This window comes from Methylibium sp. Root1272, assembly GCF_001425905.1.
In the GTDB taxonomy this organism is placed as follows: Bacteria; Pseudomonadota; Gammaproteobacteria; order Burkholderiales; family Burkholderiaceae_C; genus Methylibium.
In genome coordinates, this window is sequence record NZ_LMDY01000012.1 from 212,490 (window position 1) to 224,824 (window position 12,335).

A 12,335-nucleotide genomic window follows, 5' to 3' on the forward strand; every position below is an offset into this window, starting at 1 on the left:
ACGGAGCATCACACCATGGGAAAAGTCACTGGATTTCTGGAGTACGAACGTCTCGAGGAAGGCTACGCGCCGGTCGAGCAGCGGCTCAAGCATTACAAGGAATTCGTCATCGGCCTGAAAGAGGACGAGGCCAAGGTCCAGAGTGCGCGCTGCATGGACTGCGGCACACCGTTCTGCAACAGCGGCTGCCCGGTCAACAACATCATTCCCGACTTCAACGACCTCGTGTACCGCGGGGACTGGGCGAACGCGATCTCGGTGCTGCACAGCACGAACAACTTCCCCGAGTTCACGGGCCGCATCTGTCCGGCGCCCTGCGAGGCCGCTTGCACGCTCAATGTCAATGACGATGCGGTCGGCATCAAGAGCATCGAGCACGCCATCATCGATCGCGCGTGGGCCGAGGGCTGGGTGCAGGCGCAGCCTGCGCGCCACAAGACCGGCAAGACGGTGGCGGTCGTCGGATCGGGGCCGGCCGGCATGGCCGCGGCGCAGCAGCTCGCCCGCGCCGGTCACGCTGTCACGCTGTTCGAGAAGAACGATCGCATCGGCGGCCTGCTGCGCTATGGCATCCCCGACTTCAAGATGGAGAAGACGCACATCGATCGGCGTGTCGAGCAGATGAAGGCCGAAGGCGTGACGTTCCGTACCGGAGTGCTGGTCGGTCACCTGCCGGAAGGCTCCAAGGTCACGAACTGGGCCAAGGAGATCGTGTCGCCCGAGCAGTTGAAGGCCGAGTTCGATGCGGTCGTGCTGACCGGCGGCGCCGAGCAGAGCCGCGACCTGCCCGTGCCCGGCCGCGATCTCGACGGCGTGCATTTCGCGATGGAGTTCCTGCCGCAGCAGAACAAGATCAATGCCGGCGACAAGCTCAAGGGCCAGCTCCGCGCCGACGGCAAGCACGTCATCGTGATCGGCGGCGGCGACACCGGCAGTGATTGCGTCGGCACCAGCAACCGCCACGGCGCCAAGAGCGTCACCCAGTTCGAGCTGATGCCCATGCCGCCGGAGCAGGAGAACAAGGAACTCACCTGGCCCTACTGGCCCTACAAGCTGCGCACCAGTTCCAGCCATGACGAAGGATGCGAGCGCGAGTTCGCGATCGCCACCAAGGAGTTCATCGGCGACAAGGGCAAGGTCACGGCGCTGAAGACGGTGCGTGTCGAGTGGCAGGGCGGCAAGATGGTCGAGGTGCCGGGCAGCGAGCAGGTGCTCAAGGCCGATCTGGTGCTGCTGGCGATGGGTTTCGTCAGTCCCGTGTCGACCGTGCTCGACGCCTTCGGGGTCGACAAGGACAACCGCGGCAACGCCAAGGCCACGACCGACTTCACCGGGGGCTACCAGACCAATGTCGCCAAGGTGTTCGCTGCGGGGGACATCCGTCGCGGCCAGTCGCTGGTGGTGTGGGCGATCCGCGAAGGGCGCCAGGCCGCCCGCGCCGTGGACGAATTCCTGATGGGATACAGCGACCTGCCCCGCTAGGGACTGCCGCAAGGCCGAGCCCGTGCAGACGGGCAGGTCGCACGGTGCCGCTCAGCGGACACCCCGGGTATCCCATATCATCCGCAAAGCCGGGTCGTTTGATTCGGCTTTTTCACTTCGGCCCATGACAAGTCCAACAGCGCCGTCGAACCCCGGCCGCGACCCGAACGCTCTCGTCGAACTCCAGCAAGTCACGTGCGGCTACGGCGAGCGCGTGATCCTGCGCGACGTGGACCTCGTCGTGCCGCGTGGCAGCGTGCTGGCGCTGATGGGCACGTCGGGTGGCGGCAAGACGACGGTGCTGCGGCTGATCGGCCGCCAGCTCGACCCGATGAGTGGCAAGGTGCTGTTCGACGGGACCGATCTGGCCACGCTGGATCGCGACGCGCTCTACGCCGCGCGGCGCCGCATGGGCATGCTGTTCCAGTTCGGCGCCTTGTTCACCGACCTGACGGTGTTCGACAACGTGGCCTTTCCACTGCGCGAGCACAGCGGGCTCGGCGAGGCGATGATCCGCGATCTGGTGTTGATGAAACTGAACGCGGTGGGCCTGCGTGGTGCCCGCGACCTGATGCCCAGTGAGGTGTCCGGCGGCATGGCGCGTCGCGTCGCGCTGGCCCGGGCGATCGCGCTCGATCCCGAACTGATGCTCTACGACGAGCCCTTCGCCGGTCTGGACCCGATCTCGATGGGCGTGGCCGCACGCCTGATCCGCGAACTCAACCGGGCGCTCGGCATCACCAGCATCGTCGTGTCGCACGATGTCGACGAGACCTTCTCGATTGCCGACCATGTGGTCTTCATCGCCAATGGCGGCGTCGTCGCGCAAGGCACGCCGGCCGAGATGCGGGCCAGCGAAGATCCGCTGGTGCGGCAATTCGTCGACGCCCAGGCCGACGGCCCGGTGCGGTTCCATTACCCGGCCTCGACCGTGAATGAAGACTTCCAGGCGGGCTCCGCATGAGCTGGTACCGCCCGTCCGACGTCGGTTACGCGGTGCGCACCCAGCTCACGGGCCTGGGCGCAGCGGCGCGGCTGTTCGGACGCATGCTCGCGAGCTTCGGGCCGGCCTTCCGGCGCGGCCGGCTGGTGGTCGATCAGGTGCATTTCCTGGGCAACCACTCGCTCGCGATCATCACCGTGTCGGGCTTGTTCGTCGGCTTCGTGCTCGGCTTGCAGGGGTATTACACCCTGCAGCGCTACGGTTCGTCGGAGGCGCTCGGCCTGCTTGTCGCGCTGTCGCTGGTGCGCGAGCTCGGCCCGGTGGTCACCGCGCTGCTGTTCGCCGGGCGCGCCGGCACCTCGCTCACCGCCGAGATCGGCCTGATGAAGGCCGGCGAGCAACTCACCGCGATGGAGATGATGGCGGTCGATCCGGTGCAGCGCGTGCTCGCGCCGCGCTTCTGGGGCGGCGTCATCGCGATGCCTCTGTTGGCGGCGGTGTTCAGTGCCGTCGGCATCCTGGGCGGCTGGGCCGTCGGCGTGCTGTTGATCGGTATCGATGCCGGCGGCTTCTGGTCTCAGATGCAAGGCGGCGTCGACGTGTTCAAGGACGTCGGCAACGGTATCGTCAAGAGCGTGGTGTTCGGCATCACGGTGACCTTCGTCTCGCTGTGGGAGGGCTATACCTGCCAGCCCACGCCGGAGGGCGTGTCTCGCGCCACCACCCGCACCGTGGTGGTGGCCTCTCTCGCGGTGCTCGGGCTCGATTTCGTGCTGACGGCGATGATGTTCTCGATTTGACGACGGACGAGGCGCCCGTCAGGAGTAGGAAGATGCAGAAATCCAAACATGACCTGTGGGTCGGCCTGTTCGTGATGATCGGTGCCGCGGCGATCGTGTTCCTGGCCCTGAAGGCCGGCAACCTGCTGAGCCTGAGCTTCGACGACACCTACACGGTCTCGGCCCGCTTCGACAACATCGGCGGGCTCAAGGTGCGCGCGCCGGTCAAGAGCGCCGGCGTGGTGGTCGGGCGCGTGGCGTCGATCGGCTTCGACGCCGATACCTACCAGGCTCGCGTCGAGATCGATCTCGAGAAGCGCTTCGGATTTCCGACAGACAGTTCGGCCAAGATCCTTACCTCCGGACTGCTCGGTGAGCAGTACATCGGTCTCGAGCCCGGCACCGAAGAGAAGTTGATGGTCACCGGCGACAAGATCCGAGTCACCCAGTCGGCGGTGGTGCTGGAGAACCTGATCAGCCAGTTCCTGTACAGCAAGTCGTCCGACTCCAGCAACGGCGAGGGAGCGAAGAAGTGAAACAGGGCTTCTGTCGATCGGCGGTCGTGGCGACGGGCATGGCCCTCTGCCTGGGCGGTTGCGCGACGGTCGAGCAGCCGGATCCGCTAGAGAAGCTCAACCGCAAGACGTTCGCGTTCAACGAGACCGTGGATCAGTACCTGATCGCACCGCCGGCCCGTGTCTATCGCGATGTCGTGCCCTCTGTCGCCCGCCAGGGCATCGACAATTTCTTCAACAACCTCCGCGATGTCTGGTCGGCCTTCAACCTGATCCTGCAGGGCCGCTTCGCCGACAGCGCGAACGACGTGATGCGCTTCGGCACGAACAGCGTGTTCGGCATCGTCGGTTTCGTCGACTGGGCCTCCGAACTGGGTCTCGCTCCCCACTACGAGGACTTCGGTCAGACCCTGGGTGTCTGGGGCTTCGACGCCGGAGCCTATCTCGTGCTGCCGGTGCTGGGGCCGTCATCGGCGCGCGATGCGGTCGGCCTCCCTGTCGATCTCCTGGCCTCGCCGGACCAGATCGTCGAATCCGTGCGGCTGCGCAATGCCCTGACCGGCCTGCGCGTGATCAACACGCGAGCCGGGTTGCTGGACGCGACGGGTCTGCTCGACGACATCGCACTCGACAAGTACAGCTTCGTGCGCGATGCCTACCTGCAGCGCCGCCGCAGCCTGGTGGAGGACGGCAAGCGCCGCGATGCGGCGGCGGCCGAAGAGGATTACGTGCCGGACGAGCCGGCTGCGGCGGCTTCGGCCCCGGCGTCGTCGCCGGCCAGCGCGCCCGCGCCGCAAGTCCGACCCTGAGTGTCGTGGCCTGTTGTGAACCGCAGGGCTCGCCGCAGCGTTGTATCCACATTGCAACGTCTTGTAGTGTCGCGAACTTGTCGCCGCAAACGGTCTCCAAGATGCACGATCGTGGTCGATTCCACAGAAAGGCAAACATGCTGAAACGTCAATTCCTGTCGCTGAGTCTGGTCGCATTCGGCCTGGCGCACGGCGTCGCCGTAGCCCAGACCGCCGCGCAGACCCCCGACGGCCTGGTCAAGCAGGTGTCCACCGAGGTGCTCGATTCGATCAAGGCCGACAAGGCCATCCAGGGCGGTGACACCAAGCGCATCCTCGCGCTGGTCGACGCCAAGATCCTGCCGCATGTCGATTTCGATGCGATGACCGAGTTCGCCGCCGGCAAGGCCGCCTGGAGCCAGGCGACGCCCGATCAGCGCGCCCGCCTCCAGGACGAGTTCAAGGTGATGCTGGTGCGCCAGTACGCCGCGGCATTCGCCCAGGTGCGCGACCAGTCGATCGAGTTCGGACGGGTCGTCAAGAGCCCGGACAACCCGGGCGAAGTCATCGTGCGGACCAAGATCGTCGGCCAGCGCGATCCGGTGCCCATCAACTACTACCTGCGGCGGACCGGCGATGCCTGGAAGATCCACGACCTCGACGTCCTGGGCATCCGTCTCGGCCTGAGCTACCAGCAGCAGTGGGTGCCCATCATCAAGGCCAAGGGCATGGATGCCCTGATCGCCGAACTGGCCCAGCGCAACAAGAGCGCCGGTGCCAAGGGCTGAGCCGGCATCATGCTGCTGCTGCCCGAGACGCTGACCCTGAACGAGGCGCGCGACACGCTGCGCCTGCTCAAGGTCTCGCTGGAGCGCGAGGCCGAGCCCCTGCTCCTGATCGACGGATCGCAGCTGCAGCGCTTCGACTCCACGGCGCTCGCGGTGCTGCTCGAGTGCCGCCGGCTTGCCCAGGCCTGGGGCAAGCGCTTCGAACTGACGGCGCTGCCTGAGAAGCTGAGCGAGTTGTCGCGGCTCTATGGGATCGACGAATTGCTCACACCGTCGCCTGTGCAGGCCTGAATCGGCGGTGTGGCGGGCTCGGCCCGGGGCAGGTGTCGGTTTACCATCGACGCCCACCCGACCGTGTCGTGCGCGAAGCCCATGTCCAGCCAACTCGAGCAGCTCAAGGCCTACACCACCGTGGTCGCCGACACCGGCGACTTCAAGCAGATCGGCGCCTATGCGCCGCGCGATGCCACCACCAACCCCTCGCTGATCCTGAAGGCGGTCAGCCAGCCGGCTTATGCGCCGTTGCTGGCACAGACCGCCACGGCGCACCGCGGCCAGCCGCTGGATGCGATCGTCGACCGTGTGCTGGTCCGCTTCGGGTGCGAGATCCTCAACGTCGTGCCGGGTCGCGTATCTACCGAGGTCGATGCGCGTTTGAGCTTCGACGCCGCAGCGACCGTGGCGCGGGCCCAGCGCATCATGGCGCTGTACGAATCCGAAGGCATCGCCCGCGAGCGCGTGCTGATCAAGATCGCCGCCACCTGGGAAGGCATCCAGGCTGCCAAGGCGCTCGAACACCATGGCATCCGCTGCAACCTGACGCTGCTGTTCTCGTTCTGCCAGGCGGTGTCCTGCGGCGAGTCGGGCGTGCAGCTGATCTCGCCCTTCGTCGGACGCATCCATGACTGGCACAAGAAGGCGGCTGGCGCCCAGTGGGACGAGGCCGCCAACGCCGGCGCCAACGATCCCGGCGTGAAGTCGGTGGCGCAGATCTGGCGCTATTTCCGCAAGTTCGGCATCGAGACCGAGGTCATGGGCGCCAGTTTCCGCAACACCGGGCAGATCCTGGCGCTGGCGGGGTGCGACCTGCTGACGATCTCGCCGGAGCTGCTGGCCCAACTGCAGGCCAGCGAGGCGCCAGTGGCGCGCGCGCTCGATGTCGATGCCGCGCTGCACTGCGATGCCAAGGCGCTGAGCTTCAACGAGGCGAGCTTCCGTTATGCGCTCAACGAGGACGCGATGGCCACCGAAAAGCTGGCCGAGGGCATCCGCGCCTTCGCGGTCGACGCCGCGAAGCTCGACCGGCTGATCCAGGCACTGTGATGGCCGCTTCCTGGATGCGTGGCGACCGCACGCCGGCCTGGGCGGACTTGCGCGCGCATTTCTCGGCATCGGCCTCTGCCTTCGATCTCCGCACGGCCTTCGCGAGCGATGCGCAGCGCTTCGAGCGCTTCGGCGTCGAGGCGCCCCACCTGTACGCCGACCTGTCGAAGAACTGGCTGGAGGCCCCGACGCTCGCGCTGCTGCTGCGCCTGGCGCGCGAGGTCGGCCTGGAAGGGCGGCGCGATGCGATGTTCGCCGGCGCGCTGCTGAACAACACCGAAGGCCGCGCCGTGCTGCACAGTGCGTTGCGCGCCCCGCGCGGCACGGCGCCCTGCAGCGACGACGTGCACGCCACGCTCGATGCGATGCTGGCCTTCGCCGAGCGCGTACGTGACACCGCGCACAGCGGCATCAGCGACGTCGTCAACATCGGCATCGGCGGGTCCGACCTCGGGCCGCAGATGGCAGTGCCCGCGCTGCAGGCCTACACGCAGCCCGGCCTGCGCAGCCATTTCGTCTCCAACCTCGATGGCCACGAACTCGCGCCGCTCCTGACGCAACTCGACCCGCAGCGCACGCTGTTCATCGTCGCGTCGAAGACCTTCACGACCCAGGAGACCCTGGCCAATGCCGAGACGGCCAAGGCCTGGTTCCTGGCGCGTGGCGGTCGCGACATCGCCCGCCACTTCGCCGCGACGACCACCAACGTCGATGCCGCCGCGGCCTTCGGCATCACCACCACCTTCGGCTTCTGGGACTGGGTCGGCGGCCGCTACTCGCTATGGTCGGCCATCGGCCTGCCGGTGGCGATCGCGCTGGGGACCACGCACTTCCGGGCCTTGCTGAGCGGCGCCCACGCGATGGACCGCCATTTCGCGGAGACGCCGCTGGAGCGCAACCTGCCGGTGCTGCTGGGCCTGCTCGACGTCTGGTACCGCAACTTCCATGGCCTCGCGAGCCGAAGTGTCGCGCCCTATCACCAGGGCCTGCGCCGCTTGCCGGCCTATCTGCAGCAGCTCGAGATGGAGAGCAATGGCAAGCGCGTCGACCGTGACGGCGAGCCCCTGCCGTTCGCGACCTCGCCGGTGGTCTGGGGTGAGCCCGGCACCAACGGTCAGCACGCCTATTTCCAGATGCTGCACCAGGGCAGCGACGTGATCCCGGTCGAGTTCATCGCGGTGCGGGACACCAGTCACGCGCGCCTCGACCTGCCGCCGGCGCTGCAGCCGCTGCTGGCCGACCAGCAGCGCAAGCTGCTCGCCAATTGCCTGGCGCAATCGCAGGCGCTGATGATGGGCAAGAGCGAGGCGCAGGCGCTTGCAGAACAGGCGCCGACCGCCGCGGCCGGTCTGCCGCGCGACGTGCTGGCGCGCCACCGCAGCTTCCCGGGCAACCGACCGAGCACCACGCTGCTGCTGGAGCGCCTCGACCCGGCCGGGCTCGGGGCGCTGATCGCGATGTACGAGCACCGCGTCTTCACCAGCGGCGTGGTCTGGGGCCTCAACAGCTTCGACCAGTGGGGCGTGGAGCTCGGCAAGGCGATGTGCAACGGACTGCTGCCGCGCCTGGACAATGGCGACGCGAGCGGACTCGACGCTTCGACGGCCGGCCTGCTGCGGAAGCTGCGCGGGTGACGCGACCGGCTGTCGTCTTCGATTTTGGCGGGGTCGTGTTCCGCTGGCAGCCGTTGTCGCTGTTGCAGCAGGTGTTGCCGCAGCACGCCACCGACGAGGGCAGTGCGCGCGTACTGGCCGAGCGCATCTTCCAGGGATTTCGCCTCGGCGGCGACTGGGCCGAATTCGACCGCGGGACCATCGAGGCCCACGGGCTGGCCGAGCGCATTGCTGCGCGCACCGGGCTGACCGCTGCCGAGGTGAGGGCAGTGGTCGATGCGATCCCGCCGCACCTCGAGGCCGAGCCCGGCACCGTGGCGCTGCTGCGTGCGCTGCGCGACGCGCAGCGGCCGCTGTACTACCTGTCGAACATGCCGGCGCCGTATGCGGACCATCTCGAGCACCATCATGATTTCCTGGCGTGGTTCGAAGCCGGGTTGTTTTCGGCGCGCATCGGTCTGATGAAGCCCGAGCCGGCGATCTTCCGGCGCGCCGAGCTCGACTTCGGCATCGACCCGGCACGCAGCCTTTTCATCGACGACCATGCCGGCAACATCGACGCGGCGCGCGCGGCCGGTTGGCGCGCACTGCATTTCACCGGGGCGACCGACTGCGAGGCTGTGCTGCGTGAGCAGGGTTGGCTGTAGCCGTCCGCGCGCGTCGACGCTCGCCGTTCAGCGCGGCGTCGCCAGCCAGCGCTCGGCCAGCCGGACCCACAGCGTCGCCCCGAGCGGGATCAGGTCGTCGTTGAAGTCGTAGCTCGGGTTGTGCAGCATGCAGGGGCCCAGGCCGTGGCCGCCTTCGCGGTGCGCGCCGTCGCCGTTGCCGATGACGAAATAGCAGCCGGGCTTGTGCTGCAGGTAGTAGCTGAAGTCCTCGGCCCCCATCGTCGGCTCGAACTCCAGCACGTTCTCGGCGCCCACCACCTCGGCCATCACCGTTTGCGCGAACGCCGTCTCCGCCGCGTGGTTGATCGTGGGCGGGTAGTTGCGCGAGAACTCGAAGCGGCAGCTCGTCTCGAAGGCCGCGCAGGTGGCTTCGGCCACGGTCTTCATGCGCTGCTCGATCAGGTCCAGCACCTCGGTGGTGAAGGTGCGCACCGTGCCGCGGATCTCGCAGCGATCGGGCACGACGTTGGTCGCCTCGCCGGTGTGGATCATCGTCACCGAGATCACACCGGTGTCGAGCGGCCGCTTGTTGCGCGTGATGATGGTCTGGAAGGCCTGCACCATCTGGCAGGCCACCGGCACCGGGTCCACACCGAGGTGCGGCATCGCCGCGTGCGAGCCCTTGCCCTGGATCGTGATGCGGAACTCGTTGCTGCTCGCGAACACCGGGCCCGTCTTCAGCGCGAACTGGCCGACCTTCAGCCCGGGCCAGTTGTGCGCGCCGAACACCGCCTCCATGGGGAAGCGCTCGAACAGGCCTTCCTTGATCATCTCGCGCGCGCCGCCGCCGCCTTCCTCGGCCGGTTGGAAGATCAGGTACACCGTACCGTCGAAGGCCCGGTGCTTCGAGAAATGCTTGGCGGCCGCAAGCAGCATGGCCGTGTGGCCGTCGTGGCCGCAGGCGTGCATCTTGCCGGCGTGCCGGCTGGCGTGCGGGAAGGTGTTGTGCTCGGTGATCGGCAGCGCGTCGATGTCGGCGCGCAGTCCGACCGCACGGTCCGAACGGCCGCCCTTCACGATGCCGACCACTCCGGTGGTACCGAGCCCGCGATGGACCGGGATGCCCCAGTCTGTCAGGGCCTGCGCGATCACGTCGGCGGTGCGGCGCTCCTCGAAGCACAACTCCGGGTGGGCATGCAGGTCACGGCGGATCGCGGTGACGGCGGCACTGTCGGCCAGGATGGATTCGATCAACTGCATCGGGCGCTCCCGCGCGGGCCGACGGGCCCCGCCGTGGAATATTACGCCGGCCCCTGGTGTCGAGGGCGCGCCGCGCTCCGCGTCCCCCGGGGTCGAAGGGCCTGTGCCATGATTTCGCGATGAACCTGCCTGCCGATGATGTCCTGTCGCCTGGGGATCGCACGGTCCGCGGCGCCTGTCCGCACGACTGCCCCGACACCTGCGCCTTGAGCGTCACCGTGCGGGACGGCCGCGCGGTGAAGGTCCAGGGCGAGGCCGACCACCCCACGACGCAGGGCGCGCTGTGCACCAAGGTCTCGCGTTACCCCGAGCGCACCTACCACCCCGAGCGTGTTCTGCACCCGCTGCGGCGCGTCGGACCCAAGGGCACCGGGCGCTTCGAGCGCGTCGGCTGGGACGAGGCGCTGGATGCCATCGCGACGCGCCTGCAGGCGATCGCCGCGCGCGATCCGCAGGCCGTCGTGCCCTACAGCTATGCCGGCACGATGGGCCTGGTGCAGGGCGAGAGCATGGCCGCGCGCTTCTTCCACCGCCTGGGCGCCTCGCTGCTCGACCGCACCATCTGCTCCAGCGCCGGCGGCGAGGCGCTGACGGCAAGCTACGGCGCCAAGGTCGGCATGCACGTCGAGCATTTCGCCGAAGCCAGGCTGATCCTGATCTGGGGCAGCAACAGCATCGCGTCGAACCTGCACTTCTGGACCTACGCCCAGGCCGCCAAGCGCGCCGGCGCGAAGCTGGTGTGCATCGACCCGCGCCGCACCGAGACCGCCGACAAGTGCCACCAGCACCTCGCGCTGCTGCCCGGCACCGACGGTGCGCTGGCGCTCGGTCTGATGCGCGAGCTGATCGTCAACGACTGGCTCGACCACGACTACATCGACCGCCACACCGAGGGCTGGCCGGCGCTGCGCGAGAAGGCGCTCGCCTGGACGCCCGAGCGCACCGCCGCCGTCTGCGGCCTGGACGCCGATCAGGTCCGCGGCCTGGCCCGCGACTACGGCACGACGCGCCCGGCCGCGATCCGCCTGAACTACGGCATGCAGCGCGTGCGCGGCGGCGGCAACGCGGTGCGGCTGGTCGCCACGCTGCCCTGCCTGACCGGCGCGTGGCGGCAGCGCGCCGGCGGTCTGCTGCTGTCGAGCAGCGGCTGGTACCCGATCGACCACGCCGCGCTGCAGCGCCCCGAGCTGCTGGGTGCGCGCCGTCCGCGCACGATCAACATGAGCACCATCGGCGACGACCTGCTGCGCGAGAGCTCGGCCGGCTTCGGCCCGAAGATCGAGGCGCTGGTGGTCTACAACAGCAACCCGGTCGCGGTGGCGCCCGAATCGCCCAAGGTCGTGCGGGGCTTCGCGCGCGAGGATCTGTTCACCGTGGTGCTCGAACACTTCCTCACCGACACGGCCGACCACGCCGACTTCGTGCTCCCCGCAACCACCCAGCTCGAGCACCTGGACGTGCACCGCAGCTATGGTCACACCTCGGTGCTGATCAACGAGCCGGCCGTCGCGCCGCTGGGCGAGGCGCTGCCCAACACCGAGATCTTCCGGCGCCTCGCCGCGCGCATGGGCTACGACGATCCCTGCTTCGGCGACAGCGACGAGGCGATCGCCCGCCAGGCCTTCGGCAACCATGTGCGCTTCGACGAGCTGCGCGAACAAGGCTGGGTCCAGCTGCCGCTGCCCGAGGCGCCGTTCGCCAACGGTGGCTTCCCCACGCCGAGCGGGCGCTGCCGCATCGACGCGCCCGGCTGGGGCGTGCCCGATCACGTGCCCAATCACGAATCGGCGCAGAGCACGCCGGCGCTCGCTGCGACCTATCCGCTGGCGATGATCTCGCCGCCGGCGCGCAACTTCCTCAACTCCAGCTTCGTCAACGTGAAGAGCCTGCGCGACATCGAGGGCGAGCCGGTGCTGGAGATCCACCCGGGCGACGCTGCGCCGCGTGGCATCCACGATGGTGCGCTGGTGCGTGTTTTCAACGAGCGCGGCCAGTATTGGTGCAAGGCCACGCTCAGCGAGCGGGCTCGCCCCGGGGTCGTCAACGGCCTGGGCATCTGGTGGCGCAAGCTCGGCGTACGCGGCAGCAACGTGAACGAAGTCACCCACCAGAAGCTCACCGACCTGGGCCGCGCGCCGAGCTTCTACGACTGCCTGGTCGAGGTGAGCCCGGGCTGAGAAGTCCGTCACGCGGTCGATGCGCCGCGCGCGCGTCCGGCCGCCGGCCCGCGCGGTGG

Annotated in this window: 12 protein-coding genes; 11 read left to right on the top strand and 1 reads right to left on the bottom strand. The window is 68.3% G+C overall.

Features of this window, described 5'->3' with window-relative positions:
- Positions 1 to 15: 15 nt before the first annotated feature.
- The 10 genes from ASC67_RS06805 to ASC67_RS06850 all read left to right on the top strand — a co-directional run bounded on the left by ASC67_RS06805 (position 16) and on the right by ASC67_RS06850 (position 8,878).
- A complete protein-coding gene (locus ASC67_RS06805; protein WP_056316899.1) occupies positions 16 to 1,482 on the top strand; it encodes a glutamate synthase subunit beta in 1,467 nt (488 codons plus the stop codon).
- A gap of 124 nt (positions 1,483 to 1,606) precedes the next feature.
- Complete coding sequence (locus ASC67_RS06810) at positions 1,607 to 2,446, top strand: ABC transporter ATP-binding protein (RefSeq protein WP_056316903.1); 840 nt, start codon at positions 1,607 to 1,609, stop codon at positions 2,444 to 2,446.
- The gene (gene mlaE, locus ASC67_RS06815) at positions 2,443 to 3,225 is read left to right on the top strand and encodes a lipid asymmetry maintenance ABC transporter permease subunit MlaE (RefSeq protein WP_056316906.1); all 783 of its coding nucleotides are present in this window, start codon (positions 2,443 to 2,445) and stop codon (positions 3,223 to 3,225) included. The genes ASC67_RS06810 and mlaE overlap by 4 nt, the downstream gene beginning before the upstream one ends.
- A gap of 32 nt (positions 3,226 to 3,257) precedes the next feature.
- On the top strand, positions 3,258 to 3,740 hold the full coding sequence (gene mlaD / locus ASC67_RS06820) for an outer membrane lipid asymmetry maintenance protein MlaD (protein WP_056316909.1): 483 nt from the start codon (positions 3,258 to 3,260) through the stop codon (positions 3,738 to 3,740).
- Positions 3,741 to 3,778: 38 nt separating this feature from the next.
- Positions 3,779 to 4,528 (top strand): VacJ family lipoprotein, encoded by a 750-nt coding sequence (locus ASC67_RS06825; protein WP_056316912.1) that lies wholly within the window; start codon positions 3,779 to 3,781, stop codon positions 4,526 to 4,528.
- Between the two features lie 137 nt (positions 4,529 to 4,665).
- Entirely contained in the window at positions 4,666 to 5,295 is a 630-nt protein-coding gene (locus ASC67_RS06830; protein WP_082535862.1) for a phospholipid-binding protein MlaC, read from the top strand.
- A gap of 9 nt (positions 5,296 to 5,304) precedes the next feature.
- Positions 5,305 to 5,586: a lipid asymmetry maintenance protein MlaB gene (locus tag ASC67_RS06835; RefSeq protein ID WP_056316915.1), complete on the top strand. Its 282-nt coding sequence runs from the start codon at positions 5,305 to 5,307 to the stop codon at positions 5,584 to 5,586.
- Positions 5,587 to 5,667: 81 nt separating this feature from the next.
- Positions 5,668 to 6,618, top strand: a complete 951-nt coding sequence (gene tal, locus ASC67_RS06840; protein ID WP_056316919.1) for a transaldolase — start codon at positions 5,668 to 5,670, stop codon at positions 6,616 to 6,618.
- Positions 6,618 to 8,252, top strand: a complete 1,635-nt coding sequence (pgi, locus tag ASC67_RS06845) for a glucose-6-phosphate isomerase (RefSeq protein WP_056316922.1) — start codon at positions 6,618 to 6,620, stop codon at positions 8,250 to 8,252. Before tal ends, pgi begins: the two co-directional genes overlap by 1 nt.
- Positions 8,249 to 8,878, top strand: a complete 630-nt coding sequence (locus tag ASC67_RS06850) for an HAD family phosphatase (RefSeq protein WP_056316926.1) — start codon at positions 8,249 to 8,251, stop codon at positions 8,876 to 8,878. The genes pgi and ASC67_RS06850 overlap by 4 nt, the downstream gene beginning before the upstream one ends.
- A 27-nt stretch (positions 8,879 to 8,905) precedes the next feature.
- Here the strand turns inward: ASC67_RS06850 and ASC67_RS06855 are convergent, their stop codons facing one another.
- On the bottom strand, positions 8,906 to 10,099 hold the full coding sequence (locus ASC67_RS06855) for a M20 aminoacylase family protein (protein WP_056316929.1): 1,194 nt from the start codon (positions 10,097 to 10,099) through the stop codon (positions 8,906 to 8,908).
- 119 nt (positions 10,100 to 10,218) lie between these two features.
- Here ASC67_RS06855 and ASC67_RS06860 point away from each other — a divergent pair, with 119 nt between their 5' ends.
- On the top strand, positions 10,219 to 12,276 hold the full coding sequence (locus tag ASC67_RS06860) for a molybdopterin-dependent oxidoreductase (protein ID WP_056316932.1): 2,058 nt from the start codon (positions 10,219 to 10,221) through the stop codon (positions 12,274 to 12,276).
- Positions 12,277 to 12,335: the final 59 nt, after the last annotated feature.